This window comes from Streptomyces sp. NPDC020192, from assembly GCF_044388685.1.
In the GTDB taxonomy this organism is placed as follows: Bacteria; Actinomycetota; Actinomycetes; order Streptomycetales; family Streptomycetaceae; genus Streptomyces.
The window spans coordinates 1-26,872 of record NZ_JBIRXG010000020.1; the positions used below are offsets into that span (position 1 = coordinate 1).

The following is a 26,872-nucleotide window of genomic DNA, read 5'->3' on the forward strand; positions in this document are numbered from 1 at the left end:
ACCAAGGGGCCCTGGCCGCTGCGGCGGCTGGACATCGCGCAGATGAAGGAGACGGCCGACCAGGAGCTGCGGAACATGGGCATCGTCCTGGACGATCTCGAGCAGCCCATCGGGACCCTGTCCGGCGGTCAGCGCCAGTGCGTGGCCATCGCCCGTGCCGTCCACTTCGGCGCGCGTGTGCTGATCCTGGACGAGCCGACCGCCGCCCTGGGGGTCAAGCAGTCGGGTGTGGTGCTGAAGTACATCGCCGCCGCGCGTGACCGGGGTCTGGGCGTCATCTTCATCACCCACAACCCCCATCACGCCTACATGGCCGGCGGTGCCGAACTCGCCGCGCTCAAGCACGAACTGGCCCAGGTACGCGGCGTCGACACCGAGGGACTCCCCGAGGAGAGCGACCTCACCGTCTCGCCTTCCTGACGAGGGTGAACGCGCGGGCCGACCGACCCAGCCGGGCGAGGAGAACCGCTCCTCGCCCGGCTGTTCTCCATGATAGTTTAATAGGAAACAAGTGTGGTGTGAGTACAGCCCCAAGCCGGTTCCGCGCACTCCTGGCAAGATGTGGGCCACCGAACCCGGAGGAGTCCAGGTTGACCAGTGACGTCCAGGCCGGCGCCACCCGGCGGATCTTCATCGACAAGCAGAGCCCCAAGCCGTATCACGCGCTGGTGCAGACCTCCGAGGCGGTTCGGGCGGCGGCCGCCGACGCCGGCCTGGACCGCACCCTCGTGGAGCTGGTCAACCTCCGTGTCTCGCAGATCAACGGCTGCGCCTACTGCCTGCACGTGCACACCCGGGCCGCGCTGCGGGCGGGCGACACGCCGGAGCGCCTCGGTGTGCTCCCTGCCTGGCGGGAGACCGAGCTGTTCACGCCCGCCGAACGGGCCGCGCTGGCGCTCGCCGAGGCGACCACCGCCGCCGCCGACACCGGCGCGCAGGACGCGGCCTACGCGGCGGCGCGGGACGTGTTCACCGACGACCAGATCGCGGCGGTGATCTGGGTGGCCGTCACCATCAACGCCTTCAACCGGGTCTCGATCATGAGCGGTCATCCGGTGCGGCCGGAGCGCTGACCGGGCCCGGGAGGGGCCTGGGGGCGCCCTGATCGATCGTCGCCAGCAACTGGGTGACCAGGGGATTGGCGTCGCCCTCGCGCCATGCGACCGCGACCCGGGTGCGGGCGGTGCCGGGCTCGATCCGGCGGAACGCGACACCCTTGAGCCGGATACGGCGGATGCTCGCCGGCGCCACCGACACCCCCAGCCCGGTCTCCACCAGCGCGCACACCGTCTGCCACTCCACCGCGTGCTGTGCGATCCGGGGCGTGAACCCCGCCGTCTCGCACAGGCCGGTGATCCGGTCGTACAGCTGCGGGCCCACCGCTCGCGGCAGCAGTACGAACGGTTCGCCGGCCAACCGGCCGAGCGGCACGGTCCGTTGGGCGGCCAGCGGGTGCGCGGCCGGCAGGACGGCCACGAACGGCTCGCTGAGGACGGTCCGGAAGCCCAGCTCGGACGGGCCGGCCGGCGGTTCGCGCAGCAGGCCGATGTCGATCGTCCGGTCGCGCAGGGCGTCGAGCTGTGGTGCCGTCGTCATCTCGTGGATGTCGAGGTGCGCCTGAGGGAAGCGCTGCCGGAAGTCACGCAGCAGGCCCGGCAGCACGGTCAGCGCCAGGGAGGCGGCGAAACCGATCCGCAGCCGCCCGGCCCGCCCGCTGCCGACGGCCCGCGCCGTGGCCAGCCCGTCGGCGAGCCCGGCCAGCGCCCGCCGGGCGGCCGGCAGCAGGGCACGGCCGGCCGGGGTGAGCGCGACCCGGCCCGGGGCGCGGTCGAACAGCGGATACCCGACCTTCTCCTCCAGCCGGCGGATCTGCTGGCTCAACGGGGGTTGGGCGACGCCCAGGCGGGCGGCCGCGTGGCCGAAGTGCAGTTCCTCGGCGAGCACGACGAACGCGTGCAGCTGCGGCAGGGGCAGTTCGGGGCGGTCCATGTGTCCAGAGATATCAGGAGGTGTCAGCCGGTCCGTGTCTCCCGCGATATCGACCGCGATATCGACCCATGCCACTGACTGTATTAGACGTATCGGTCCTGGTCACCTAGCGTTCGGCGCATGACAGAGCGACGCGCGATCCTCAGCGGCTCGACCTTCGAGGAGCAGATCGGTTACGCCCGTGCCGTGGTCGACGGCGACTGGGTGCATGTGTCCGGGACCACCGGATTCGATTACACGACGATGACGATCCCGGACGACGTGGTGGCCCAGGCCGAGCAGTGCCTGCGCAACATCGAGGCCGCGCTCGCCGAGGCGCAGTGCACCTTCGCCGACGTGGTGCGCGTGCGCTATCTGCTGCCCGACCGCGCGGACTTCGAGCCCTGCTGGCCGGTGCTGCGGCGCTGCTTCGGCGAGATCCGGCCGGCCGCGACCATGCTGGAGTGCGGCCTCTCCGACCCCCGTATGAAGATCGAGATCGAGGTGTACGCCCGCCGCCGCACCGGCTGACCCCATGCGGCGGCCGGCCGGTCACCGGTGCGCGGGTGTACGGCGACGGCGCCGTTCCACGAGGTCACCGCGCCGCAGCAGCCGCGCCTCGTGCGGGAGCAGCCGGGGACCGGCCACCACCAGCACCTCGCACTCGGCCCGCGCCAGGATGTGCCGCTGTACCGGCCTGCGGTGCAGCAGCCGGGAGACGGGGCCCCGTGGCCGGGCCGCGCCGATGACCAGCAGGTCGTCCGGGCGGGACGCGATCGAGCACAGCACCGGTCCGGCCGGGCCCCGGACCACGCGCCGTACGATCCGCAGATCCGCCGGCGGCCCGCCGAGTGCCAGCTCGAAGGCACGGTCCAGCCGCTGCCGCGCCTCGTCCGCCCACATATGGGTCCAGGCCGGCTCGGGCCGGCGCCGGGCGAGCGCCTCGCCCTCCGGTGGTTCCCAGGCCCGGACGGCCACCAGCCTGCGGCCGCTTCTGCGGGCCCCCACGATGCCCCGGCGCAGCGCGGCCGGCCCGGCGAGCGAGTCGCTCACCCCGACGACGACGTCCGCGGTCCGCCCGCCATCTGTCGATCCGTGTGGTGCCATGCCGCCCACGCCAGGAAGGCCAATCCCGCCTGGGCAAAGTCCAATCAAGGGAAAGTGGCCTTGTCCGGAGGGGGCAGTGGTCACGCAGCGCCGGGGGAGCGCTCGGCCGGGCGCAGGAACGCGGTCCAGCCGCCGTCCGGCTTCTCGCCGACCTGGAGGCGGCGCAGCCGCGCGAGCAGCGCCGGGTCCTGGGCGTCGAGCCAGTCGACGAACTGCCGGAAGGAGACCAGCCGCACGTCCTCCCGGCCGGCGATCTGCTTGAGGGCCTCCTCGGCCGCGTCCATGTAGATGCCGCCGTTCCACACCTCGAAGTGGTTGCCGATGAACAACGGTGCCCGGTTGGTCTCGTACGCCCGCTGAAACCCGGCCAGGTACGCCTGGGTCGCCTGGGCGCGCCAGTAGGGGTAGTTGTACGACGGTGCCCTCGTCGTGTTCTTGGACTGGTTCGCGAGCATGTTGTAGTCCATGGACAGCACCTCGAACGTGCGGCCCGGGAAGGGGATGCTCTGCAGCGGCAGGTCCCAGACGCCGTTCCGTTTCCGCGGCCAGCGTTGCAGCCCGCCCGGTGAGGACGCGTCGTAGCGCCAGCCCAGTTCCCGCGCGACCGGCAGCAGGTTCGCCTGCCCGAGCAGGCACGGGGTGCGGCCGCCCACCAGCTCCTTGTCGTAGTCGAAGGGGAGCGGCGGAGCGCCGTGCCAACCGGTGTGCGTACGCCAGGACGTGACGAACGACCGGGCCTGCTCGATCTCCGAACGCCACTGCGCCGGGGTCCAGTTGGCGACCGAACCGGGCCCGGTGCAGAAGTGGCCGTTGAAGTGCGTGCCGATCTCGTGGCCGTCGAGCCAGGCCTGACGCACGTACGTCAGCGTCTCCTTGACATGGTGGTCGGTGAGGTAGCCGATGTCGGAGGCGCCGGCGGGGTTGTTCGGCGGGCGGTACAGCCGCTTCTTGTCCTCCGGCAGCAGATAGAGGCCGGACAGGAAGAACGTCATGTGTGCGCCGTGGTCCTGGGCGAGTTGCAGGAAGCGCGGGAACAGACCGGTGCCCACCTCGCCGGCGCCGTCCCAGGAGAACACCACGAACTGCGGCGGGGTCTCGCCGGGTTCCAGGGCTTCGGGCGGGGGCGGCTGATAGGGCTGCCGTCCGGTGTACGACGTCGAGCCGTCCCCGATCAGCCGGGCCGCCCCCGGCGCCGGTGCCCCCTCGTGCTCGCCCTTGCCCCCGCACCCGGCCAACGAGGCGGCGGCCACTCCGATCCCGGCACCGATCCCGAGACGCGCCACGTCCCGGCGGCTGATTCCACTCATCGCCATCCCAACCCGCGCCCTGCCCTGACGCGTTGTGCGCCCCCTCAGGTGAGACTCCGGACATCACGCACCCTAGGGCGGATAAGCGGATAAGCATGCCTATCGGATCGGCGTGGCGTGCAAAGGGGCCGCCGAGCGGGACGTGGCGTCACCTGGATGGTCCAGCAGATGGCCTTGTCCCGCCCGGCGGTTCAGATGCCCATCGAGGCGATCTCGATCTGTGTGCGGTAGTTGTTGGCGGCCGTGACGACACAGGCGCGGTAGGTGCGGTTGTCCCTCACGACGAGGAAGTAGTCGCGGAGGTTCTTCCAGTAGCTGAGCAGGTAGCCGATCCCGGGGAGGAACCCGGGCGGGCGCGGGACGAGCGCGAAGGCCTCGCTGCACTTGAGGATCTCTCCGGTGGCGGTCGACAGGACGTCGGCCACGTCGGAGTTCATGTTCCACCCGGCGGCCAGCTCCGGCGTCCAGATCGAACCGGCCACCTCCCTGAGGTGCTCCTGCTCCTCCGGGGTGGGATCGCTGAGCACGCCCGCGGCGACCGGTGTCGCGGTACCGGGCGCGTGCGTGCTCGCCGCGACTGCGGTGGGTCCGGCCGCGACCGCCGCGATCACCACCGTGGTCATCGTGACGGCTGCCCGCAGTCGCGTGCGTCTCCCGCGTAACGCCATCATGCGTCTCCCTCCAGAAGGCCTGCCCCGTCCGCTCGGCCGGGGCAGGCCGAACGTGTCATGGGCGGACCAACCTGGTCAACAGCGACATCCGGCCAGGCGGAACGCTCGTACCGGAAGTCTCGTCACGTCTCCGCGTGCCGCCGCTCCGCCGCGACCGGCACCGCGGTGATGTGCTGGACGGCCCGGCTGAGGACCACCACGCCCGCGACGATCAGCAGCGCGCCGGCGGCCTCCGGTACGAGCCACCAGCCCGTGCGGATGCGCTCCCCGAACAAGGTCATGCCGAGCGCGAGGCTCACCATCGCGTCGCCGATCGTGAGCGCCGGCTGGGCGGCGACCAGCGGACCGGCCTGGAGCGCGTTCTCCAGCAGGATCACCGCGGCGACTCCGGCGAGCGCGAAGCCGTACGTCTGCCAGGACCGCAGGAAGGCGCCGAAGCCGTGGTCGGCGAAGGTGCCGCTGGCCGACTTCAGCAGGGCGGCGGTCAGGGCGTTGCCGGTCGCGGAGGCGGCCGCGAGCAGCGCGGCACGCCGGGCCGGCGCGTGGCCCCGGCCGGACAGCAGGACGGCCGCGGCCATGCCGCCCAGGCACAGGCACAGGGCCGGGATCCAGCGGGTGAGCGGCGCCTGGTCGGTGGCGCCGTGCGGGGCGGCCGCCATGAGGAGGACCGCGAGGCCCGCCACGCAGCCGGCCACGCCCCACCAGCCCGAGCGCGGCATCCGCTTGTGCATCAGCGGGGCGGCGATGAGCAGTGCGAACGGCAGTTCCAGGATGAACAGGGGCTGGACCAGCGCGAGCGGGCCATTGACCAGGGCCAGGCTCTGGAACAGCGCGGCGCCGACCACACCGCACATGCCGATCATCCAGAAGGGCCGCCGCGCCAGCTCCGCGACCAGCCGGATCCCGCTGTGGCTGGACGTGGACGCCGCCTTGCGCTGGAAGGCGGTGCCCATGGCGTTGCTCGCCGCTCCCGTGACGGCGAACGCCGCGGCCAGTTCGATCACGACCGTCTCCTGCCTGCGGGACGTCTCCCGAAGGAGCCTCGCGTCCCTTCAGCGTACGGAAGGCACCGCCCGTGTGCCGGGCGCACCGCGGCCCCGCCCGGCGGGGACCGGGCGGGGCCTGTGGAGGAGCGGGTGGTCAGCCGAGGGTCAGGTCGTCGGCGTACACCGAGCCCTGTCCGTACCAGCCGTGGACGTACACCGTGACCGTGCCCGAGGAGCCGGTGGTGAACGGCACCGTCAGCTTCGACCACGACGTGGCCGAGGCCCAGGTGTCGGCCGTCGCGCCCCCGCTGACGCCCAGGTAGGCGTACGGTCCCTGCACCCAGCCGCTGAGCGTGTACGCGGTGTCGGGCTTCAGGGCCAGGGTCTGTGTGCACTGGCCGGTCCGGGAGGCCGACGGTGTGGTCTTCAGGGCGTGGGAGCCGCCGTGCACCGGCGAGGAGACCACCGTCGTCCCGCTGTCGCACGTCCATGGTGTGAGCGAGCCGGTCTCGAAGTCGCCGTTGGTGAGGACGGTCGTGCCGCCGCCGGATCCGTTCACCGTCAGGGTGAACGTGGAGCTGTGCCGGACCGGGCCGGCCGTGCCGGTGACGGTCAGGGGGTAGGTGCCGGGTGCCGTCGAGGCGCTGGTCCGCACGGTGAGGGTGGAGGTGCCGCCCGCGGTGACGGAGGTGGGGCTGAGGGAGGCGGTCACTCCGCTCGGCGCGCCGCTCACGGCCAGGTCGACGCTCTGGGCGCTGCCGGAGGTCACCGACGTCCTCACGGCCGCCGTCGTCGTGCCGCCGGGGGCGACCGCGGCGGTACCGGGGGACAGGGAGACGCTGAAGTCGTTGGCGGGCGGTGTCGTCGTACCGCCGGTGAAGGGCTCGAAGGTGTGGCTGAAGTACCAGGTGTCCTGGGCGATGCCGGAGCAGGTGTCGGAGGCGCTGCCGCCGGGGCAGCCGCCGTTGTCGCGCTGGAGGGCCCAGAAGGAGAGGGTGTTGATGCCCTTGGCGACCGCCCAGTCGTACACGCTCGTCGCGTCGGCGGTGGTGAAGGTCTCCGCCGGGCCGTAGTCGTCCACGCCGGGCATCTCGGTGACGCCGATCGTGTTCCAGAGTTGACTGTCCGACAGGTTCGGGTACAGCGAGGCGAGTTGGTCGTGCAGTCCGCTCGCGGCCGTCTGGGTGTCGGTCGCCATGTGGTGGGTGGCGCCGTCGTAGTAGTCGAACGTCATGATGTTGACGACGTCCACCTTGGCGCCCGCGTTCTTCGCGCTGCGCAGCACGGCGAGCCCGCTGTCGGCGAGTCCGGTCGTCGTGGTCGGGAGGGTGTACGAGAACGGCACCGAGCGCCGGTTCGCGGCCGCCCAGTCCTGCACCTTCTTGATGGCCTGGTTGCGGCGGTCGATGCCCGCGGTGTCGGTGAGCGAGTTGTCCTCGACGTCCATGTCGAGCCGCGAGACGTCGTACGTCGTGATGATCTTCTCGTAGGCGGCGGCTATGGAGTCGACGTTCGTGCAGCTGTCGGCGATCTCGGTGCCGCCGTTGTCGGCCGCGTAGCCGCCGAGGGAGGGGATCACGTCGCCGCCGCGCGAGCGGATGGTGGAGAAGTCGGAGCCGAAGACGGAGGAGTCGACCGGCCTGCCGGTGTCGCCGTTCCAGTACGGGGTGCAGGAGCCCTTCTTGTCGGCCTGGAGGAACGCCATGGTCAGGTACTTGGCGCCGGAGGCCTGGGAGAGTGCGGCGGGGCTGTCGCCGCTGTAGGCCTCGAAGTAGGGCGCGAAGACGTGTGCGGGCAGCGGAGTCGCCGCCTGGGCCGTGCCGGTGGCACTCAGGGCGAGCCCCGCGGACGCGGCCAAAGTGGCCACGCCGGTGAGCAGGGCGCGTATGGATCTCGGACGTGTCATCGGGTACTCCCGGATAGCGAACGACAGGCGATCGAGCGGGGTCGAGCAGCCCGGCCGGGCTATTGGTCTAGGCCATGATTGGTCTGGACCAAACCCCGGTCAAGGTGTGGGAGCCGCCTTTTGCGTGTTCATGAAGGAGTCAATCGTCCGGATCCGTACGAATATTGACGGGCTGTTACGTCAGCGGTTCTCAGCTGGCCCGGGTGCCGCCGCCGCGCCGGACGCGGCCCAGCAGATCCCGGTGATAGGCGGCGAGTTGCCCGGCGGGCACGGGGGCCGGGCTGCCGCTGAGGGTGTACCAGGTGTCGCTTCCGGGCTGCTGGACGGCGACCCGCGCACTGTGACCGTCGGACAGGAGGATCGTGGCGATGGTCAGCTCGCCGGTGACGACCCCGATCTCCTCGGTCAGCGCGCCGCCGGGGCCCGCGGTGACACGGTCGACGTAACTGTTGATGCTGGGTGGGTTGTTCATGCCCGCAGGTTTCCATCAACCCGCCCGGCCCGCCCCGCACCGCGCAGGTGGTGTCAGCCGAACAGCGGGAACCGGTCCGCCGCCGCGCCCAGGGCGGCGCGCTCGGCCTCGGTGAGCGGAGCCCGGCCGGTGCCGACGCGCGCGTAGTGCGCGTCGCTCCATGCCGGGAGCGCGGGCCGGCCGAGCAGAGCGTCCAGGGTGGCGCGCACCGCGGCCAGCCCCTCGGATGACGGTCCCGGGGCGAGCGGGAGGCCGGCCGTCATGTCCAGGTGGTGGACGGTCGCCTCCACCGCGAGGGTGGTCATCAGGTCCCCGGCCGTCAGCACATGTCCCTGGGTGGCGACAGGCCGGGCGGGATCGGTCGCCTCCGCCGCGTGCACGGCCGCCGCCAGCGTCTCCAGATACAGGCCGCGCAACTGGCCGAAGTCCAGGAACATGGTCGCGCTCACCCGCACCCAGCGCCGGCCGTTCGCCGCCCCGGTGGTGTTCGGCGCCCAGTCCTGCCAGTACGTCACCGCGTCCCGGTCCACCGGCTCGGACGCGGGCGTGTGCAGGGCGACCAGGGCGCGCTGGGCATCACCGAGGCAGTGGAAGACGAGATCGCGGACCGCCCAGCCGGTACAGCCGCTCGGCAGCCACGACTCCGCGTCGCCCAGGTCCGCGACCACCGTCGAGGCGGCCTCGTACGCCGCGCGCAGCACCCGTGCCGGTGTGTTCATGCGTCCCCCTGTTCATCCGCCGTACCGGCCGTCCAGGGTGTCACACCCGGCTCGACGTCGCCGTGTCCCCGGACAGGCGCTGGGCGACGTAGATCGGGATCACCGACAGCAGGACGAGCACGGCCGCCACCACGTTGACCACCGGGGCCTGCTGAGGCCGGGTCATGTTGTCGAAGATCCAGATGGGCAGGGTCTCGATGCCCGGCCCCGCCGTGAACGTGGTGACCACGATCTCGTCGAAGGACAGGGCGAAGGCGAGCAGGCCGCCCGCCAGCAGCGCGGAGCGGACCAACGGGAAGGTCACGTCGGCGAAGGCGCGGAACGTGGTCGCGCCGAGGTCCATGGCCGCCTCCTCGTACGACGCGGCCGTACGGCGCAGCCGGGCGACCACGTTGTTGAAGACCACCACGATGCAGAACGTGGCGTGGCCGATCACGACGGTGAACAGCCCGAGGCCCACGCCCAGCGGCAAAAGGACCGTGCCGAAGGCCGAGTTGAGGGCGATGCCCGTGACGATGCCGGGCAGCGCGATCGGCAGGACCACGATGAACGAGACCGTGTCACGGCCGAAGAAGCGGTGCCGCGCCACGGCGAACGCGATGAGCGTGCCCAGCACGAGCGCGATCGCCGTGGCACCCAGGCCCGCCTTCACCGAGACCCACAGCGCCTGCCGCGCACCGGAGTTGTGCGCGGCCACCGACCACCAGTGCCCGGTCAGCCCCGGCGGCGGCCAGCTCGCACTGCGGTCCGGGTTCAGGGAGTTGACGAGGACGAGCAGCAGCGGCACGTAGATCACCGCGAAACCGAGCCCGGCGCCGGCGCGCAGGCCGATGCGCGCGGTACGGCTGAGATGCATGGCGCTCCCCTCCTACAGGCTGTTCAGGGCGCCCGTACGGCGGATCGCCAGCAGGTACAGGACGATCACGACGACGGGGACCGTGCCGAGCGCGGCGGCCATGGGCAGGTTGAGTTCGATGTTGGAGTACACGAGATTGCCGATCAACTGCGTCTTGCCGCCGACGATCTGCACGGTGATGTAGTCGCCGAGGCTGAGCGAGAAGGTGAACACCGAGCCGGCCGCGACCGATGGCAGCACCATCGGCAGCACCACCGAGCGGAAGGTCCGCCCGGCCCGCGCCCCGAGGTCGGCCGAGGCGTCGAGCAGGCTCGCCGGAAGCTGTTCGAGAGCCGTGTGGATCGGCAGGATCATGTACGGCAGCCACAGGTACGTCAGTGTGAGGACCGTGGCGGGCAGGCCGAAGCCGGGACCGCTCAGGCCGAACGGCGCGAGCATCCAGTCGGCGAGACCGCCCTGGGACAGGATGAGCCGCCAGGCGTACACCTTGACCAGGTAACTCGCCCACAGCGGAGTGAGGATGGCCACCACGAGCAGCGGCCGCCACCGCGGCTTCGCCACCCGCGCGGTGTAGAAGGCGACCGGGAAGGCGATCAGTGCGCACAGCACGGTCACCGCGAGCGCCACGCCGACACTGCGCAGGATCACCTCGCGGAAGACGGGCGTGGTGAACAGCTCGTGGAAGTTGTCCGTCGACCAGACCTTCACGACCTGCGAGGTGAAGGAGTTCGTCGTCCAGAACGCGGAGGCGAACAGCACCGCCAGCGAGCCGAGGTACAGGACGGCCAGCCACAGCAGCGGGGCGGTGAGCAGCAGGGTCAGCCGCAGCCGGGGTCTGCGGTGCAGGCTCCCGGCGAGCCGCCGGACGGTGTCCCGGCCGGCGGCGGTCGTCGCGTCGCTCGCCATGGCTCAGCCCTTGATCTCGGTCCAGGCCTGCACCCACTTCGCGTACGGCACGCACGTCACGTCCTTGCGGCCGTCGAGGCACTGCTCGATGGGGGTGTTCCAGAAGGCGATCTTCTTCCAGTAGGTCTCGTCGGCGGCGTGGTAGACCGCGCAGAAGTTCTTGTCGCTGGTCTCGGCGCACGCCTTGGAGTTGGCCGGGGCCTCGCCGAAGTACTCGGCGACCTGGGCGTTCACCTTCGGCGAGACGATCCAGTCGAGCCACTTGTAGGCGCAGTCGGGGTGCTTGGCCTTGCTGTACACCATCCACGTGTCGGACCAGCCGGTCGAACCCTCCTTCGGCACCAGCGCCTTGACCTTCGCGCCCTCGGAGGCGGCGAGGTTCGCGATGACCTGCCAGGTGGTCCCGACCACCGAGTCACCGCTCTTGAAGGCGGAGACCTCCTTCAGATAGTCGCTCCAGTACTCGCCGACGTCCTTGTTCTGCTGCCTGAGCAGGGCCACGGCCGCGTCGAACTGCTTCTGGTCCAGCGCGTACGGGTCCTGGATCCTCAACTCGGGCTTGGTGGCCTTGAGATACAGGGCCGCGTCGGCGATGTAGATCGGCGAGTCGTACGCGGTGACGTGCCCCTTGTACCGCGCGGCGCCGTCGAAGACGGCCGACCACGAGGTGGGCGCCGGCCTGACCTTCTCGGTGTTGTACATCAGCAGGTTGGCACCCCGGCCGTGCGGGATGCCGTACATCTGCCCCTTCACCGAGTTCCAGGCGCCGTTCTTCAACCCGGGGAAGATGTCCTGGTAGTTGGGGACCAGGTCGGTGTTGACGGGGGCCGCGTCGCCCGAGGCGATCAGGCGCAGGGAGGCGTCGCCGGAGGCGGAGACGGCGTCGTACTCGCCGGTCTTCATCAGCTTGACCATCTCGTCCGAGCTGGCGGCGACCTTGGAGTGGACCTGGCAGCCGGTCCGCTTCTCGAAGGCGTGGACCCAGTCGGCCTTGGGGTCGTTGGAGCCGTCCTCGACGTAACCGGCCCAGGCGATCAGGTTCACCTGGCCCTCCGGAGCGCCGAGTTTCGTCGGGGCCTTCAGGGCGGGCGGGTTGAGTCCCGTGGCGGACGAGCCGCCGGAGCCGGAGGAGTCGCAGGCGGCGGCGAGCAGCAGCGCGGCGGCCACGGCGGCGGCCCGGGGGATGCGGTTGAGACGCACGGCGTTCTCCAGGGGGAGCGGCGGGCAGAGGTCAGGAAGGAAGGGGGACGGCGTGCCGGCGGTGCCAGGTCAGGCGCACCCGGGTGCCGCGGTAGGCGGCGACGTCCGCGGAGGAGGTCTCGAGGTTCTGCTGGAGCGCGGTGAGCCGGCCGCCGCCGTCGAGATCGACCGTGATGCGGGTGGCGTCGCCGAGATAGACGACGTCGGCGACGGTGCCGGTGGCGACGGCGTGGTCCGGCTCGTCGGCCTCGGCGGACTCCTTCAGCACGCGGATCTTCTCCGGCCGGATGTTGTACGTGCCCGGCGTGCCGGTGATCCGGTGCGCCGCCTCCCCGTCGAGCAGGTTCGAGGTGCCGACGAAGGAGGCCACGAAGGAAGTGGCCGGACGTTCGTAGATCTCGGCGGGGGTGCCGACCTGGGCGATGCGGCCCTGGTCGAACACGGCGATGCGGTCGCTCATGGTCAGGGCCTCCTCCTGGTCGTGGGTGACGAAGACGAAGGTGATGCCGACCTCCCGCTGGATCGCCTTGAGTTCGGTCTGCATCTGCTCGCGCAGCTTCAGGTCCAGGGCGCCCAGAGGTTCGTCCAGGAGCAGCACCCGGGGCCGGCCGACCAGCGCGCGGGCCAGGGCGACGCGCTGGCGCTGGCCGCCGGAGAGCTGGGCCGGGCGCCGCTGGCCGTAGCCCTCCAGGCGAACCTCGGCGAGGGCCTTGCGGGCGCGCACGAGGCGTTCGGCCTTGGGCACCTTGCGGACCTTCAGGCCGTAGGCGACGTTCTGCTCGACCGTCATGTGCGGGAACAGGGCGTAGTCCTGGAACACGGTGTGCACGTCCCGCTCGAACGGGGCGAGGCCGGTGACCTCCTGCCCGGCCAGTTCGATCCGGCCCCGGTCCGGGGTCTCGAACCCGGCGACGAGCCTGAGGACCGTCGTCTTGCCGGACCCGGAGGGGCCGAGCATGGAGAAGAACTCCCCGTCCCGGATCTCCAGGTCGACCCCGGCCACGGCGGTCGTCTCGCCGAACGACTTCCGCAGGTCCTGCAGCCGGATCGCAATTCCCTCCATACGGGAACCTTTCTGGCGCGCTGTACGTTGGCCGATGGAGCGTAAAGATATGAAGTCATAGTTCATCGCTCAAGAGCCCCTTAGGGTAAAGCTTGAGTCAGCGCACAAGGTGGGTGGCCGTGAAGCAGGACGAGATCGAGGGCGCCGCCCGCAAGGCCGTCCTCAGCCCGGTGGACAGCCGGGCCCGGGTCGACGCGGTCGTGCGCCGCATCGGCGACGCCATAGAGCTGGGCCTCTTCGCCGACGGCGAACAACTCCCCGGCGAGGTCGAGCTGGCCGGACAGCTCGGCGTCTCCACCGTCACCCTGCGCGAGGCCCTCATGGCCCTGCGGCAACGGGGGTTGGTCACCACCCGCCGGGGCCGTGGTGGCGGCAGCTTCGTCTCCGTGCCCGAAGTCCCCGCCGAGGACCGGCTGAGGGCACGGCTGCGCGGCTGGAGCACCGAGGAACTGCGCGACCTCGGCGACCACTGGGCCGCGCTCTCCGGTGCCGCCGCCCGCCTCGCCGCCCAGCGCACCGAACCCGACGAGCTGGGCCAACTGCTCCGTACCGCCAAGGAGTTGGCCCAGGCCGAGGACGCGGCGGCGCGCGGCAGGCTGTACGGCCGCTTCCATGTCGAACTCGCGGCCGCCGCCCAGTCCGCCCGGCTCACCCGCGAACAGGTCGCCCTCCAGAGCGAGATCGGCGCCCTGCTCTGCCTCGTCCTCGCCGACGACGCGTTTCGTGAAGAAGTTGCGGACCGCCATCGCGCCGTGATCTCCGCCGTGCAGGATGGGGCCCACGAAACGGCCGGCACGCTGGCCGAGCGGTGCGTCAGGGAGCCTGTGGCGCGGCTCGTCGCCGTACGCCTCGCCCTCTGACCGCGCCGCGTCCGGTTCCGTCCGCTGGAGGACACCATGGGCTGGAGCCCCCCGCTCGCCACCGTGGACACGGACCCGGAGACCTGGGTGGCCACACAGGCCGGCGGCGCGCTGGAGGCCGTCTTCGAGACGGTCACCGCGATCCGCGCCGAGGCGACGGCCCTGCTCCACCGGGTGGCCGCACAGGGCCGCCAGCCGGCCAGCGCGGACCTCGCCGCCCTGCGCCCCGGACTGCACCGGCACCTGACGAGCGAGGACCTGGTCTCCGGCGCCGGTTTCGTCGCGGCCCCCGGCCTGCTCGACGACGTACCCGCCTGGCTGGAGTGGTGGCAGTCGGGCGCCGATGGCGCGATACGGCCGCTGCTGCTCGACCTCGATCCGGCGCGGTCGCCGTACTCCGACTACACCCACTGGGACTGGTTCGCGCTGCCCCGCCACACCGGGCACCGGGCCGTGGCCGGACCGTACGTCGACTATCTCTGCTCCGACGAGTACAGCCTCACCCTGTCCGAACCCGTCCTGTTCCAGGGGCACTTCGCCGGAGTGGCCGCCGCCGACGTGTACCTACGGCACTTCGAGGCCGCCGTCCTGCCACTGCTGCGGCGCCTGCCGCGCCCCGCCCGTCTGGTCAACGCCCGCGGCCGCGTCGCCGCCTCCGCCGACCCCGGCCACCTGGCCGGCTCCCTCACCAGGGGCCCGGACTTCGGCGAACTCCTCACCGCGGGCCGGCCTGCCGCACACGAGGGCATGCGCCTGGTGCCGTGCGGGGGCGTGCCGCTGGTGCTGGTGATGGGCTGAGGAGGTCCCTTCGCTATGCCCCGGGCACCGTCCGCTGGGGCCCGTTCGGCAGTGGCCGTACCGTGAGGGTCTGCTGGGCCCGGCCGACCGGGCCGTGGAGGTCGTGCAGGACCGTGCTGGTGAGGCCCTGGCCGGTGGGGCCGAAGACGACCGTGGTGTCCATGCCGGCCCAGCGGCCCTCCGGCCGGCGGTGGAGGTGGACCGTCAGATCGACGTTGGGGAACATCCACTCGGTCGGCGGGCGGCGTACGGCGATGCCGTTGGCGGTGTCGATGAGGGCGGCGTAGGAAGCGAGCGGGCTGCTCGGCTCGTCGGCGACGAGGTCGAGGTGCGTGGAGATCCAGGCCGTGGTGCGGCCGGGTTGCGGAGGAGTGACCGGCCGGAAGTCGATGGACGCGCAGTGGCCGCCGGGCCAGACGGAGGTCAGCGACTGCGAGGCGATCTCGTCCGGCGGAGTGAGGGGCGCGCCCGCGCCGCCGGCCACCGCGCCGGTGTCGACCTCGGTGAGCAGCCAGGCGCGGGCCCGTACGGCCGTTCGGCCCGCGATGTCCACGACCGCTTCGAGAAGTTCGATGGTGCGGCCGGGCCGGACCGACTCCACGCGGATCTCGCACTCGTCCAGGGCGAGCCGTCCCAGGATGTCGAAGCTGATCCGGGACAGCAGCAGTCCGTCCCGCGGCCGCTCGGCGCGGTATCCGTCGATCGCGTGGACGACGAGTCCGGCGAGCGGGCTGAAGTGCATCTCGTCGGGATCCCAGGCGCCGCTCGCGTGCGCGGTGGGCTTGTAGCGGTGCCGGTCGATGCGTTCGAAGTAGCTGGCGGACAACGGGTGTTTCTCCTCGGCGTGGCCAGGGGCAGGTAGGTGCACCGTACATCCTGCTCGTGGCGGGTTCACGGGCCGGGCTTGATCGTCTCCATGCCTTCGAGAGGCCGGTACGGTCTTCGGGCACTGACCCACGCCGACCCGGGTGCTGCCCTGCGGCGGCACCCGGGTCGGTCGGGACGGCTCAGGCGGCCAGGCGTGCCGCGAGCTGCTTGGCCTTGGTGGCAGCCTGCTCCAGGGCGCGCTCGCGGGAGGCCTCGTACAGCGGGACCAGCTCGGCCATCGCCGGGTTCTGCGGGGCCATGGTCAGCTCCGGGACGATGAAGTCGACGTCCAGGCCGAGGCCGCCGCCGAGGACGGCCCCGAGGTAGTTGCGCACGTACTCGAAGGCCTCGCGCGGGGTGCCCGGCTCGTACGACCCGCCCCGGCTGGCGACGACGGTCACCGGGGTGCCCCCGGCGGACTTGGTCTCGCCCGAGGTGCGGCCCATGAGGATCACGCTGTCCAGCCAGGTCTTGAGGGTCGAGGGGATCGAGTAGTTGTACATGGGGGCGCCGATCAGCACCGCGTCCGCCTGCTCCAGCTCCTCGATCAGCCGGACGCGCTCGGCGAAGGCCTCGGCCTGCTCGGGCGTGTGCGTCGCCGGGTCGACGAAGCCGGCGATGTGCGCGGCGGCGGTGATGTGCGGGACGGGCTGTGCGTTCAGGTCGCGGTAGACGACCGTGCCGTCCGGGTGCTGCTCCTCCCAGTGCGCGCGGAAGGCGGCCGTCACGGCCCGCGAGGCCGAGGCCTCGGCCGGGAACACGGACGAGTCGATGTGCAGCAAGGTGGCCATGGGGACTCCGTAAGGCGGAAAGGGGCAGCCCGACGCCGCAGCAGCGCGGGCTGAAGTTTCGTACTTAACTATGGATAGCATAGGGGCTTACTTTTTTTCACCCCCCTACGTCGGGGTAGTACCCTGATCACATGGCGGTGGACCGGAATCACGACAGTGAGACGTGCAAGCGGGTGGACGACGGCATCACCCGTGTCTTCCAGTTGCTGGGCAAGCGCTGGAGCGGACCGATCGTGGCCGTCCTGGTGGCACAGCCCGCGCACTTCGCCGACCTGCGCCGGGCCGTGCCCGGCATCAGCGAACGCATGCTGTCCGACCGGCTCGCCGAACTCGGCGCGGCCGGTCTCGTCGTGCGCGAGGTCGACGAGGGCCCGCCGCTGCGCGTGTCCTACCGGCTGACCGAGGCCGGGGCCGCCCTGGAGCCCGCGCTCCGGGAGCTGGCGGAGTGGGCGAAGGTCCATCTCCCGGACGCGCCGGAGTGTCCCGGGGCGGAGCGGGAGCGAGCGGTCGGGACATCGGCGTAGCGACCGGCCGGAGAGGGGACGTACATGACGCTGACGCTTGAAGAGCGGCTCGCCATCGGCGAGTTGATCGCGCTGCACGGTCACTTCGTGGACGACGGTGAACTCGACCGTATGGACGAGCTGTTCACCCCGGACGTCGTCTACGACCTGACCGACTTCGGCCAGGACCCGCTCGTGGGGCTCACCGCCTTCCGGGAAGCGTCGCTGGCACTCGGGGACGGCAATCCCGTCGCCCATCACGTCACCAACGTCGTCGTGCACGAGACGGCGGACGGCCAGGTGCGCGCCCGTTCCAAGGGGCTGGGGATCAGGGCGGACGGCACCTGCGGCTCCGTCACCTACGACGACACCCTCGTCCGCACCCCCGACGGCTGGCGGATCAGCCACCGGACGCTGACCGCGCGACGCGTCCCCCTGAACGGCGTGCACCGCCCCGAGTGAGACGGGTGCGGGGCCTGTCACTGTGCCGACGCACCGGGACCCCGGATGGTGCGGGAGGGGACGGAACGGGGACGGTGGTGTCCTGCACGCCGGACGCGACCGGTACCGGTCGCTGGTCCACCGGGACCGAGATGCCGAGCCAGGAACTCGACGACAGGGTCGAGGAGTTCACCGTCGCCCGTGATCTCAGGGACTCGCCGGGAACGCGCCGCACACCGCCGAACAGGCGGAACTCGACCGGGCGTCGAACACCGTGCTCACCCCGGGGCGGACCGAGCGGCTCAAGGGCTCGTCATCGCCCTGCGTGTCAACGGCGGCGGATCCGACAGCCTCGACATCCGCATCGCCCAGCGGCTGACCGACACGCCGTACGTCGCCTACGCCGACCCCACCCGGCACACCCGCCCCGAGCCCGTGCCCGTCGTCCCCGCCGACGCGCCCCGCTACAGCGGCCCGGTCGCCGTCCTCACCGGCGGCTCCGGCGTCAGCGCGGGCCTGCCGAACGAGGAGTTCGCGAAGCACCGCGACTGGGCCTTCGACACGGCGGTCAACCTGCTCGGCGGCCACGACTGAAGGGGATCAGTCCACCGGCCAGGTGTGCGCCGGGGCGTTGAGATGCATGTAGTCGATGTACAGCTGGGTCATCCGGCGCAGCGCCTCATGGCGGCCGGTGCGCGTGGTGGCTTCGAGATGGTGGAACACCTCCTTCTGCCACACCGCGCCGTTGCGTGCCGTCACACAGCGCTGCTCGATGATGCCGAGCAGCGGCTCGCGCCACGCCTCGTCCATGCCGGAGAGCGAGAGGCCCCGGTGGGCGAGCGGCAGCAGCCGCCGCAACACCAGTTCCGGCACCGGGACTTCGCCCATGCCGGGCCAGTACAGCAGGGCCTCGATGCCGTGCCGGGCGGCGGTGTGCAGATTGTCCTCGGCCGCCGCGAACGACATCCGCGACCACACCGGCCGGTCCTCCTCGACCAGGGCCCGGGTGAGGCCGTAGTAGAAGGCGCCGTTGGCGAGCGTGTCGGCGACGGTCGGGCCGGCGGGCAGCACCCGGTTCTCCACGCGGATGTGCGGCACGTCGTGCGAGACGGCGTAGACGGGACGGTTCCAGCGGTAGATCGTGCCGTTGTGCAGGGTGAGTTCGCCGAGGTCGGGGATGTCACCGCGGTCCAGGGTGTCGGTCGGGTCCTGGTCGTCGCACAGCGGGAGGAGGGCCGGGAAGTAGCGCAGGTTCTCCTCGAACAGGTCGAAGACGCTGTTGATCCACCGCTCCCCGAACCACACCCGGGGCCGTACGCCCTGCACCTTGATCTCCTCCGGGCGGGTGTCGGTGGCCTGCTCGAACAGCGGGATGCGGGTCTCGTGCCACAGCTCCTTGCCGAACAGGAACGGTGAGTTCGCCGCCAGCCCGACCTGGACCCCGGCGATCGCCTGCGCCGCGTTCCAGTAGGGGGCGAACTCCTCCGGGGAGACCTGGAGATGGAACTGGGTGCTGGTGCACGCGGCCTCCGGGGTGATCGTGTCCGCGTACGTCCGCAGGCGGTCGACGCCGTCCACCTCGATACGCAGGTCCTCGCCGCGGGCCGCGAAGATCTGGTCGTTGAGCAGCCGGTAGCGGGGGTTCTCCGACAGGGACTCCTCGCCGATGTCCTTCTGCCGCAGCGTGGGCAGGATCCCGATCATGATCAGCCGGGCGCCGACGGACCGGGCCCGCTCGTCGGCGTGGTTCAGCGCGGCCCGGATCTCGCCCTCCCACGCGTCGGGACCGCCCGCCGTCAGCCGCCGGGGCGGGACGTTGATCTCCAGGTTGAACCGGCCCAGTTCGGTGGACCAGGCGGGGTCGGAGATGGCCTCCAGCACGTCGCTGTTGCGCATCGCGGGCTCGGCCTTGTCTCCGACGAGGTTCAGCTCTATCTCCAGGCCGACCTGGGGCCGCTCTGACTCGAACCGTTCCTCGCGCAGCATCTGCGCCAGCGCGTCGAGGCACGCGTGCATCTTGATCCGGTACCGGCGGCGGTCCTCGCGGGTGAAGACGAGCGCCGGGACATCGCGCCCCATCGGCCCTCCAGGAGTCCCCTCGTCGGACACCTCTCCACCCAGCGTCGCACCATCAGGGGAGGGCCACCAAGCGAGCGAAGCCCGCCGGTGCCGGCGGGCGTGCACAGTGTGTGATCGAGTCGGACGCGGTCGGTGAGTGGGGGAGTTGCCGTCGAAGGACGAGCCGCTGCGGTGTGGTTCCACCGGTGCCGGACCGTGATGGCGTCCCGGCTGCCGCCGGCGAACCACGGCTGACGCTCCCGGGCACGGGTGACGGGGAGCGTGGCCGGCGGCCTGGACGCCGGGATTCACGGCCGTGCGGCAGCACACGCACCCGTGCCTGCGCGGGCTCAGGCGGTCTTGCGGGCGACTGCGCCGTAGAAGCCGATCTCCTCGGAGCCGTCCGGCGGGGTGGTGTCCGGGCGCCAGAACGGGACCTGGGTCAGGCCGGGTTCGACCAGGTCGAACCCGGCGAAGAACCGTTCGACCCCGTCGCGGGAGCGCAGGTTCATGGTGGCGGTCGCGCTGTTGTACACGGCCTCGGCCTCGCTGCGGTCGTCGGCGAAGTCGCCCGTCGCGTGCGAGAGCACCAGGAAGCTGCCCGCCGGGAGCGCGTCGCGCAGGGTGGCCACGATCCGCTCGGGCTCGTCCGCGTCCCGGATGAAGTGGAGGATGGCGACGAGGAACAGGGCCACCGGCCGGCCGAAGTCGATGACCTTGCGGACCTCGGGATGATCCACGATGGACTGCGGATCGCGCAGGTCGGCGAGGACGATGCTGGTCGTGCCCGACCGGCTGAGCAGCGCGTCGCCGTGCGCCTTCACGATCGGATCGTTGTCGACGTAGGCGACGCGCACGTCCGGAGCCAGCTTCTGGGCGATCTCGTGCACGTTCGGCGAGGTGGGCAGCCCGGTGCCGATGTCGAGGATCTGGCGGACACCGCTGTCGATGACGTAGCGGACCGCACGCTGGAGAAAGGCGCGGTTGGCCCGTACGGAGATCCACACCTCGGGCGCGAGGGCGGCGAGTTGTTCGCCCGCCTGGCGGTCCACCTCGTAGTTGTCCTTGCCGCCCAGGAGGTAGTCGTAGATCCGCGCGGGATGGGGCTTGCTGGTGTCGATGTGCACGGCCCGGCCGCCGTCCTGAGTCACGCTGTGCTCCTCTCCATGACCGTCACGGCCTCGGTTCCGTCAACGGTTGGCCAAAGCTTGCCACATCAACTTCCGTGCCGGTGACCACAGTTCCCTTGCCCGGAACGCCGCCCACATCTGGCTGCGCGGCAAGGCGGCGGAGTCCGATGGGGCGGGGAACTACCCGAGCGCATGGATTCACCGCTCCCCGCCCCCCGGTGGGTCGGCCCGCCTTGTCACGGACACGGAGGGACGACTCGGAGACCGGCCGGACGAAGCATCGACTCACCGATCTTGTTCAGACCTTCCGCCGCCGGCCGCGCCGAGGCGAGCGGAGGCGGGCCGGCCGGGTGACGTGACCTGAGACCTCCGCTTGAACTTGGAAACCGATCGGTTTACCGTGAAGGAAACCGATCGGTTCCCCTCTGGAGATGAACATGACTGCGATCAAGGACTCCGTCGCCCTGGTCACCGGCGGCAGCCGCGGCCTGGGCAGGGCGCTGGTGGAGGAGCTGTACGCGCGCGGCGCGGCGAAGGTGTACGCCACGGCCCGCGACCCGCGTACCGTGACGCACCCGGACGCCGTGCCGCTCGCCCTGGAGGTCACCGACCCGGCATCCGTCGCGGCCGCGGCCGCGCAGGCGCAGGACGTCACCCTCCTGATCAACAACGCCGGTGTCTCGCTCGGCGCGCAATCCTTCCTCGATGCCGACATCGACGTCGTACGGCGGGAGTTCGAGGCCAACTTCTACGGCCCGCTGCAGGTCACCCGGGCCTTCGTGCCGGTGATCGAGCGCAACGGCGGCGGCCACCTCCTCAACGTCCACTCCGTGCTCTCCTGGCTCGGGGTGGCAGGCTCCTACAGTGCCACCAAGGCCGCGCTGTGGTCCCAGACCAACTCCCTGCGCCTGGAGCTGCGTTCACGCGGCATCGGGGTGACCGGACTGCACGTCGCCTACATCGACACCGACATGACCGCGGCCGTCGACGCCCCCAAGTCCACCCCGCAGGCCGTCGCCGCCCTCGCCCTCGACGGCGTCGAGTCCGGCGCGTACGAGGTGCTCGCTGACGACGTCACCCGGAACGTGAAGGCGGGGCTCTCCGGAGACCTGGCCGCGCTGTATCCGCAGCTGGCCGAGTAGCGAGCCGAGTAGCGAGCCGCGCGGCCGGTGCCGGTGCCCGCGCGGTACGCCGCCGCTCAGGACGCAGAGCACCTCCTCGGCGGCCGGGTGCGGCCGTCCGGACCGGGCTCTCCGACGAAGAGGCTGTCCATGTCCACCGGACCGTCTGGTACTGCACCGTCGGCGAGGTCGTCGTCCGCACCACGGCCGCACGGCGGCTGGGCGGCCGACGCCACGCCGATGCACCGCGACACCGTCTTCGACGCCCTCGACCCGCGGCAGTCGTCCGGCCTCGCCGCCCTGGCCGATCGGCCGACCCTCGCCGCGCAGGACACCTGCCGGCAGGGGCTGTGGGTGCTTGTCTCCGGGCTGCTCGCGGGAAACCGCTGATCCCGTCGCCGTACGCGCCCCGATACGATCATGATCGTGCTCACGGAGCAGGCCCGCCCCGTCCTCGGACACGCGCCCCGGCGCGCCGGCGGGACCACACCGACGAGGGGAAGCGAACCATGGAGTACGTCAAGCTCGGCACGAGCGGCCTGGAGGTCTCGCGTCTGGCGCTGGGCTGTATGAGCTACGGCGCCCCCGACCGGGGTCCGCACCCGTGGACCCTGCCCGAGGATGCGGCTCGCCCGCTCATCCGCCAGGCGCTGGACGCGGGGGTCACCTTCTTCGACACCGCCAACAGCTACTCCGCCGGCACCAGCGAGGAGATCGTCGGCAAGGCGCTCGGGGAGATGATCCGGCGCGAGGACGTCGTGATCGCCACCAAGGTGTTCTTCGCCGTGGCGGACGGCGCGGCGCGCAGCGAGCGCCCCAACCGGTCGGGGCTGTCCCGCAAGGCGATCATGACCGAGATCGACCACAGCCTGCGCCGCCTCGGCACCGACTACGTCGACCTCTACCAGATCCACCGCTTCGACCCCCACACCCCGGTCGAGGAGACGATGGAGGCGCTGCACGACGTCGTCAGGGCGGGCAAGGCCCGCTACATCGGGGCGAGTTCGATGTACACGTGGCAGTTCGCCAAGCTGCAGCACACCGCCGAGCTGGCGGGCTGGACGACGTTCGTCAGCATGCAGAACCACTACAACCTGCTCTACCGCGAGGAGGAGCGGGAGATGCTGCCGCTCTGCGCCGACCAGGGCGTCGGCGTGATCCCGTGGAGCCCGCTCGCCCGCGGCCGGCTCACCCGCGACTGGGACGAGAGCAGCGCGCGCGGCGAGACGGACGCCTACGGCCGCACCCTCTACCAGCCGGACGACAAGCGCATCGTCGACGCCGTCGCGGCGATCGCCGAGCGCCGCGGTGTCCCACGGGCCCAGGTGGCCCTGGCCTGGGTCGCCTCCCGCCCCGGTGTCACCGCCCCCATCGTCGGCGCCACCAAGCCGCACCACCTCCAGGACGCGCTCGCCGCGCTCGACCTCCGGCTCACCGACGAAGAGGTCCGAGAGCTGGAACAGCCGTACACACCCCGCGGCGTCAGCGGCCACTGAGTAATCCGGCCGCCCTGGCCGCCCTCGCACCGACGCCCGTCCGCCCGGTACCTGGACAGACGGGCGTCGTTGTTTTTAGACTACCTGTATAGGATTGGAAAAATAGTCCAAGTTCAGATGGGGAGCTGGTGAGCGAGGTGGAGACAGGCTCGGACGAGCATCTCATCCGGGAAGCCGAGAAGATCGCCCTCGCCCTGGGCCGGATGTTCCCGGGGCTGTGCGAGGTGGTGCTGCACGATCTGCGCGACCCCCGGCATGCGATCCGGGTGATCGAGAACAATCTGTCAGGACGTCAGATAGGCGACTCCACCACGGAGTTGGGGCTGGCCCGGATCGCCGACCCGGAGTACCCCGGCGTCATCCAGAACTACCCCAACCGCTTCCCGGACGGCCGCCCCGCGAAGAGCACCTCCATCGGTATCAAGAACGCCGCGGGGGAGTACGTCGCGGCCCTGTGTCTGAACCTCGACATCTCCGTCCTGTCACCCGTGACACTCGCCCTGTCCAACCTCGTCGCCACCGACACCACGCACGGCGACCGCCCGCTGGAGACCCTGCGCGACCGCACCGCCCGCGAACTCCGCGAGGCGGTGGAGACACTGTCCGCCCAGCGCGGCGCCACTCCGCGCTCCCTGAGCCGGGAGGACAAGAAGGCGCTCGTACGCCAGCTGTACCAGGACGGCTACTTCGACTCGCGCGATGCCGCGCAGACCATCGCGGATCTGCTCGGCGTCTCCCGGGCCACTGTCTACAACTACGCGAAATGAAGCACCGACCACGCGCGATGACACACCAGGAGAGGATCACTCCATGGCTGCCGTTCCGCCCGTCACCTTCGACGACGTCCGTGCCGCCGCCGCACGCCTCGAAGGCGTCGCCCGCCGCACCCCCGTCCTCACCTCGCGCACACTGAACTCCCTCGTCGGCGCCGAGCTGTTCATCAAGTGCGAGAACTTCCAGCGGGTCGGCGCCTTCAAGTTCCGCGGCGCCTACAACGCGGCCGCCCAGCTCTCCCCGGAGCAACTGGCCAAGGGCATCGCCGCCTACTCCTCCGGCAACCACGCCCAGGCCACCGCCCTCGCCGCCCGCGAACTCGGCACCAGCGCCGTGATCCTGATGCCCGAGGACGCCCCGCGCTCCAAGCGCGCGGCGACCGAAGGGTACGGCGCCGAGATCGTCACCTACGACCGCTACACCCAGGACCGCACCGCGCTCGGCGAGGCCCTGGCCGAGGACCGCGGGCTGGCCCTCATCCCGCCCTACGACCACCCCCACGTCATCGCCGGCCAGGGCACCGCGGCCCTCGAACTCCTGCAGGAGACCGGCCCGTTGGACGCCCTCGTCGTGCCCGTCGGGGGCGGCGGGCTCATCGCCGGCTGCGCCACCGCCGCCAAGGCGCTGTACCCCGGCATCCGGATCGTCGGTGTGGAGCCCGAGGCGGGGGACGACACCAAGCGTTCGCTGGAGAGCGGCACCCGCGTCACCCAACCCGTGCCCCTGACGATCGCCGACGGACAGGCTCTGCCCACACCCGGCGAGATCACGTTCGCCCTCAACCAGCGCCTGGTGGACGGCATTTCGCTGGTCAGCGACGCGGAGATCATCACCGCCATGCGGTTCGCCTTCGAACGCCTGAAGATCGTCCTCGAGCCCAGCGGCGCCTCCGGCCTGGCCGCACTCCTGGCGGGCCGTGTCGGGAAGCTCCCGCCCCGCATCGGCGTCATCGCCTCCGGCGGCAACATCGACACCGAGCGGTTCACCGAACTGCTCAGTGGTGCCTGACGGCTGCGGCGGACCTCACCGTAGCGTCGTCGCGGCCGTCTCCTAGGGTCGGGGCATGACGAGTGAGTTCAGTGACGCGTTCCTGCTGGAGGCCGAACGGCATGCGGCCTGGGGCGCGGCCCAGCTGGAGGCCCTGACCGCGTTCCTGCCCGAGGGGCCGTGGAGCGCCGATCTGCCGTCCTGCCGCTACCAGCAGGGGGAGTCGACCCTGCGGGTGGCGGTGCTGGGTACGTACGACATGGCCGAGCGGTCCTGGATGTGGGGCTGGGCGAACCCGGGGCTGCGGGGCACCGAGGTGGTGGCGGCGACCGGCGCGATCGAGGCGTACGGACGGGCGCACGGCATCCCCGAACTGACCGCGGAGGTTCTGGACCTGTCCGGTTTCGCCGACCCGCGGCGCGCGGCGGAGACGGTTGCCTTCACCGGCATGGGAGTGGCCGGCGCACCCGGCTACATCGGCGTTCCCGCGGGCGGCGACACCCAGGTCTACTTCCTCCCCGACGACCCGCGCGTCCCGCGCCCGGGAGTCGACCCGGTCACCCTGCCCCGGACCCTCCTCACCGGCGCCGGACTGATCGGCCGCTCCGCGAGGCATGTCGTTGCCGGGTACTTCGACCACCACGGCCTGCCCCGGCGCACCGAGACCGACCGGATCATCGCCACCCTGCCCGGCGGCAGCGAGGCCGAGATCGACTTCGACACGGCCGGCCGGATCGCGGGGGTCGCGGTCAAGGTGCGGCCCTGACAGCAGGTCCTCAAGCTGCTCGCCGCTGGTGCGATCACGCAGGCCCTGCCGGTCGGCTGTCTCGCCCGGGACTTCCGTGCCGCCGCCCCCGCCGACGCCCGGCTTCTGCGGCGTGTCCGGCCCGGATGGCGGCCGGGCCCGGGCTGCCCGAACGGGCGTCGGGCGAGCCGGCCTGCGCCGACGGCGCACTGCTGCTGCACGAGCCGACCAGCCATCTCGACCCGGCCTCCACGGCGAGGGCGCCCTCGCCTGACGCGTTGCCGGCCGCTGCTCAGAAGTGAGTGCCGCCGTCGATGCGGACCTCGGTGCCGGTGATGAACCTGCCGTCCTCCGAGGCGAGCATGGCGACGACGGAGGCCACCGTCTCCGGGCCGGCGAAGCCCTGGCCGAGCGCCGGGGAGAGCTTGGCGAACAGCATCAGGTCGGCGTCCGAGGGCAGCCCCGGCCCGGCGCTCTGCCCGCTGGCGCCGCTGCCGTCGGTCATGCCGGAGGAGATGGAGCCGGGCTGGACGGCGGTGAAGCGGATGCCCCGCTGCGCGTACTCGGCGGCGAGGGCGTGGGTCATGGCCTGGATCCCGCCCTTGCTCGCCGCGTACGCCGCCATGTAGGGGTGCGCGAACACGGCCGAGGTGGAGCTGAAGTTGACGACCGCCGCGTCCCGGCCCTCCAGCAGCGCCGGTATGGCCTCACGGATGACCAGAAAGGTGCCGACGAGGTTCACCTGCAGGATGCGGGTGAAGTCCGCAAGGCTCGTCTCGTGGGTGTGCGAGGAGCGCAGGATCCCGGCCGCGTTGACCAGCACGTCGAGGCCGCCGAGCGCCGAGACCGCGGCGGCGACGCCCTCGCGCACGGAGGTCTCGTCGGCGATGTCCACGACGAGCGTGGTCAGACGGTCCGCGTTCGCCCCCGCCTTCTCCACCGTGTCCTTCAGACCCCGCTCGCTCACGTCGGCGGCCACGACGGTGCCGCCCTCGGCGAGGAGGCGCAGCACGGTGGCCTGGCCGATGCCCGAGCCGCCCCCGGTGATCAGTGCGCGGCGGCCTTCGTAGCGGTTCATGTCTTCTCCTGCCCGTCCCGTCGGGGTACGGCGGGGCCTACGCGACGCCGGATCTCCTGCCC

The 26,872-nt window shown here is 71.4% G+C and carries 32 protein-coding genes; 15 read left to right on the forward strand and 17 right to left on the reverse strand.

What is annotated here, in order from left to right:
• Window positions 1–420, forward strand: a 420-nt coding sequence (locus tag ACH47Z_RS32100; RefSeq protein ID WP_399079966.1) for an ATP-binding cassette domain-containing protein, incomplete at its 5' end; no start/stop codon positions are given.
• A 170-nt stretch (window positions 421–590) separates the two neighbouring features.
• The gene (locus ACH47Z_RS32105) at window positions 591–1,073 is read left to right on the forward strand and encodes a carboxymuconolactone decarboxylase family protein (RefSeq protein ID WP_399079968.1); all 483 of its coding nucleotides are present in this window, start codon (window positions 591–593) and stop codon (window positions 1,071–1,073) included.
• Here the strand turns inward: ACH47Z_RS32105 and ACH47Z_RS32110 are convergent.
• Entirely contained in the window at window positions 1,039–1,989 is a 951-nt protein-coding gene (locus ACH47Z_RS32110) for a LysR family transcriptional regulator (RefSeq protein WP_399079970.1), read from the reverse strand. The genes ACH47Z_RS32105 and ACH47Z_RS32110 overlap by 35 nt on opposite strands.
• Window positions 1,990–2,109: 120 nt before the next feature.
• On the opposite strand from ACH47Z_RS32110, the gene ACH47Z_RS32115 reads away from it, so the two are divergent.
• A complete protein-coding gene (locus tag ACH47Z_RS32115; protein WP_399079972.1) occupies window positions 2,110–2,499 on the forward strand; it encodes a RidA family protein in 390 nt (129 codons plus the stop codon).
• 21 nt (window positions 2,500–2,520) lie between these two features.
• Here ACH47Z_RS32115 and ACH47Z_RS32120 read toward each other — a convergent pair whose 3' ends face one another.
• From ACH47Z_RS32120 to ACH47Z_RS32170, 11 genes are all read right to left on the reverse strand, one after another.
• The gene (locus ACH47Z_RS32120; protein WP_399079974.1) at window positions 2,521–3,075 is read right to left on the reverse strand and encodes a universal stress protein; all 555 of its coding nucleotides are present in this window, start codon (window positions 3,073–3,075) and stop codon (window positions 2,521–2,523) included.
• A gap of 80 nt (window positions 3,076–3,155) precedes the next feature.
• Window positions 3,156–4,382 (reverse strand): hypothetical protein, encoded by a 1,227-nt coding sequence (locus tag ACH47Z_RS32125; RefSeq protein WP_399079976.1) that lies wholly within the window; start codon window positions 4,380–4,382, stop codon window positions 3,156–3,158.
• Between the two features lie 191 nt (window positions 4,383–4,573).
• Window positions 4,574–5,005 (reverse strand): hypothetical protein, encoded by a 432-nt coding sequence (locus tag ACH47Z_RS32130; RefSeq protein WP_399079978.1) that lies wholly within the window; start codon window positions 5,003–5,005, stop codon window positions 4,574–4,576.
• Window positions 5,006–5,175: 170 nt separating this feature from the next.
• Entirely contained in the window at window positions 5,176–6,057 is an 882-nt protein-coding gene (locus ACH47Z_RS32135) for a DMT family transporter (RefSeq protein WP_399079980.1), read from the reverse strand.
• A 136-nt stretch (window positions 6,058–6,193) separates the two neighbouring features.
• Entirely contained in the window at window positions 6,194–7,945 is a 1,752-nt protein-coding gene (locus ACH47Z_RS32140; protein ID WP_399079982.1) for a carbohydrate binding domain-containing protein, read from the reverse strand.
• 190 nt (window positions 7,946–8,135) lie between these two features.
• Complete coding sequence (locus ACH47Z_RS32145) at window positions 8,136–8,417, reverse strand: hypothetical protein (protein ID WP_399079984.1); 282 nt, start codon at window positions 8,415–8,417, stop codon at window positions 8,136–8,138.
• Between the two features lie 53 nt (window positions 8,418–8,470).
• On the reverse strand, window positions 8,471–9,136 hold the full coding sequence (locus ACH47Z_RS32150; protein WP_399079985.1) for a maleylpyruvate isomerase N-terminal domain-containing protein: 666 nt from the start codon (window positions 9,134–9,136) through the stop codon (window positions 8,471–8,473).
• Window positions 9,137–9,176: 40 nt separating this feature from the next.
• Window positions 9,177–9,992: an ABC transporter permease gene (locus ACH47Z_RS32155; protein WP_399079987.1), complete on the reverse strand. Its 816-nt coding sequence runs from the start codon at window positions 9,990–9,992 to the stop codon at window positions 9,177–9,179.
• A 12-nt stretch (window positions 9,993–10,004) separates the two neighbouring features.
• Entirely contained in the window at window positions 10,005–10,898 is an 894-nt protein-coding gene (locus ACH47Z_RS32160; protein WP_399079989.1) for an ABC transporter permease, read from the reverse strand.
• A 3-nt stretch (window positions 10,899–10,901) separates the two neighbouring features.
• Window positions 10,902–12,098: an ABC transporter substrate-binding protein gene (locus tag ACH47Z_RS32165; protein ID WP_399079991.1), complete on the reverse strand. Its 1,197-nt coding sequence runs from the start codon at window positions 12,096–12,098 to the stop codon at window positions 10,902–10,904.
• Window positions 12,099–12,129: 31 nt separating this feature from the next.
• Complete coding sequence (locus ACH47Z_RS32170; protein WP_399079993.1) at window positions 12,130–13,161, reverse strand: ABC transporter ATP-binding protein; 1,032 nt, start codon at window positions 13,159–13,161, stop codon at window positions 12,130–12,132.
• Window positions 13,162–13,280: 119 nt separating this feature from the next.
• Here ACH47Z_RS32170 and ACH47Z_RS32175 point away from each other — a divergent pair, with 119 nt between their 5' ends.
• Both ACH47Z_RS32175 and ACH47Z_RS32180 read left to right on the forward strand, forming a co-directional pair.
• Window positions 13,281–14,021 (forward strand): FadR/GntR family transcriptional regulator, encoded by a 741-nt coding sequence (locus ACH47Z_RS32175; protein ID WP_399079995.1) that lies wholly within the window; start codon window positions 13,281–13,283, stop codon window positions 14,019–14,021.
• Between the two features lie 36 nt (window positions 14,022–14,057).
• The gene (locus tag ACH47Z_RS32180) at window positions 14,058–14,819 is read left to right on the forward strand and encodes a cache domain-containing protein (protein WP_399079997.1); all 762 of its coding nucleotides are present in this window, start codon (window positions 14,058–14,060) and stop codon (window positions 14,817–14,819) included.
• A 13-nt stretch (window positions 14,820–14,832) separates the two neighbouring features.
• Here the strand turns inward: ACH47Z_RS32180 and ACH47Z_RS32185 are convergent, their stop codons facing one another.
• Both ACH47Z_RS32185 and ACH47Z_RS32190 read right to left on the reverse strand, forming a co-directional pair.
• Window positions 14,833–15,645 carry a thioesterase family protein gene (locus tag ACH47Z_RS32185; protein WP_399079999.1) on the reverse strand — a complete coding sequence of 271 codons (813 nt, stop codon included), beginning with the start codon at window positions 15,643–15,645 and terminating at the stop codon, window positions 14,833–14,835.
• Window positions 15,646–15,826: 181 nt separating this feature from the next.
• Window positions 15,827–16,477: an FMN-dependent NADH-azoreductase gene (locus ACH47Z_RS32190; RefSeq protein WP_399080001.1), complete on the reverse strand. Its 651-nt coding sequence runs from the start codon at window positions 16,475–16,477 to the stop codon at window positions 15,827–15,829.
• 131 nt (window positions 16,478–16,608) lie between these two features.
• Between ACH47Z_RS32190 and ACH47Z_RS32195 the strand changes: the two genes are divergently transcribed.
• The 3 genes from ACH47Z_RS32195 (at window position 16,609) to ACH47Z_RS32205 (ending at window position 18,015) form a co-directional block, all read left to right on the forward strand.
• The gene (locus ACH47Z_RS32195; RefSeq protein WP_399080003.1) at window positions 16,609–17,001 is read left to right on the forward strand and encodes a winged helix-turn-helix transcriptional regulator; all 393 of its coding nucleotides are present in this window, start codon (window positions 16,609–16,611) and stop codon (window positions 16,999–17,001) included.
• Between the two features lie 24 nt (window positions 17,002–17,025).
• On the forward strand, window positions 17,026–17,442 hold the full coding sequence (locus ACH47Z_RS32200; protein WP_399080005.1) for a nuclear transport factor 2 family protein: 417 nt from the start codon (window positions 17,026–17,028) through the stop codon (window positions 17,440–17,442).
• Window positions 17,443–17,622: 180 nt separating this feature from the next.
• Window positions 17,623–18,015, forward strand: a complete 393-nt coding sequence (locus ACH47Z_RS32205; RefSeq protein ID WP_399080007.1) for a S41 family peptidase — start codon at window positions 17,623–17,625, stop codon at window positions 18,013–18,015.
• 6 nt (window positions 18,016–18,021) lie between these two features.
• On the opposite strand, the gene ACH47Z_RS32210 is transcribed toward ACH47Z_RS32205, so the two are convergent.
• On the reverse strand, window positions 18,022–19,500 hold the full coding sequence (locus tag ACH47Z_RS32210) for a glutamate--cysteine ligase (RefSeq protein ID WP_399080010.1): 1,479 nt from the start codon (window positions 19,498–19,500) through the stop codon (window positions 18,022–18,024).
• Between the two features lie 329 nt (window positions 19,501–19,829).
• The gene (locus ACH47Z_RS32215) at window positions 19,830–20,630 is read right to left on the reverse strand and encodes an SAM-dependent methyltransferase (RefSeq protein ID WP_399080012.1); all 801 of its coding nucleotides are present in this window, start codon (window positions 20,628–20,630) and stop codon (window positions 19,830–19,832) included.
• A gap of 416 nt (window positions 20,631–21,046) precedes the next feature.
• Between ACH47Z_RS32215 and ACH47Z_RS32220 the strand changes: the two genes are divergently transcribed.
• From ACH47Z_RS32220 to ACH47Z_RS32250, 7 genes are all read left to right on the forward strand, one after another.
• Window positions 21,047–21,751 (forward strand): SDR family oxidoreductase, encoded by a 705-nt coding sequence (locus ACH47Z_RS32220; RefSeq protein ID WP_399080014.1) that lies wholly within the window; start codon window positions 21,047–21,049, stop codon window positions 21,749–21,751.
• Window positions 21,752–21,880: 129 nt separating this feature from the next.
• The gene (locus tag ACH47Z_RS32225) at window positions 21,881–22,120 is read left to right on the forward strand and encodes a hypothetical protein (protein WP_399080016.1); all 240 of its coding nucleotides are present in this window, start codon (window positions 21,881–21,883) and stop codon (window positions 22,118–22,120) included.
• A gap of 119 nt (window positions 22,121–22,239) precedes the next feature.
• Window positions 22,240–23,226: an aldo/keto reductase gene (locus ACH47Z_RS32230; protein WP_399080018.1), complete on the forward strand. Its 987-nt coding sequence runs from the start codon at window positions 22,240–22,242 to the stop codon at window positions 23,224–23,226.
• A gap of 125 nt (window positions 23,227–23,351) precedes the next feature.
• Window positions 23,352–23,993, forward strand: a complete 642-nt coding sequence (locus tag ACH47Z_RS32235) for a transcriptional regulator (RefSeq protein ID WP_399080328.1) — start codon at window positions 23,352–23,354, stop codon at window positions 23,991–23,993.
• A 43-nt stretch (window positions 23,994–24,036) separates the two neighbouring features.
• Window positions 24,037–25,008: a threo-3-hydroxy-L-aspartate ammonia-lyase gene (locus ACH47Z_RS32240; RefSeq protein ID WP_399080020.1), complete on the forward strand. Its 972-nt coding sequence runs from the start codon at window positions 24,037–24,039 to the stop codon at window positions 25,006–25,008.
• A gap of 55 nt (window positions 25,009–25,063) precedes the next feature.
• Entirely contained in the window at window positions 25,064–25,753 is a 690-nt protein-coding gene (locus ACH47Z_RS32245) for a DUF6882 domain-containing protein (protein WP_399080022.1), read from the forward strand.
• Window positions 25,754–25,878: 125 nt separating this feature from the next.
• The gene (locus ACH47Z_RS32250; RefSeq protein ID WP_399080024.1) at window positions 25,879–26,034 is read left to right on the forward strand and encodes a hypothetical protein; all 156 of its coding nucleotides are present in this window, start codon (window positions 25,879–25,881) and stop codon (window positions 26,032–26,034) included.
• On the opposite strand, the gene ACH47Z_RS32255 is transcribed toward ACH47Z_RS32250, so the two are convergent.
• The gene (locus ACH47Z_RS32255; protein WP_399080027.1) at window positions 26,025–26,810 is read right to left on the reverse strand and encodes an SDR family NAD(P)-dependent oxidoreductase; all 786 of its coding nucleotides are present in this window, start codon (window positions 26,808–26,810) and stop codon (window positions 26,025–26,027) included. The two genes, ACH47Z_RS32250 and ACH47Z_RS32255, sit on opposite strands and share 10 nt — an antisense overlap.
• Between the last annotated feature and the right edge of the window lie 62 nt (window positions 26,811–26,872).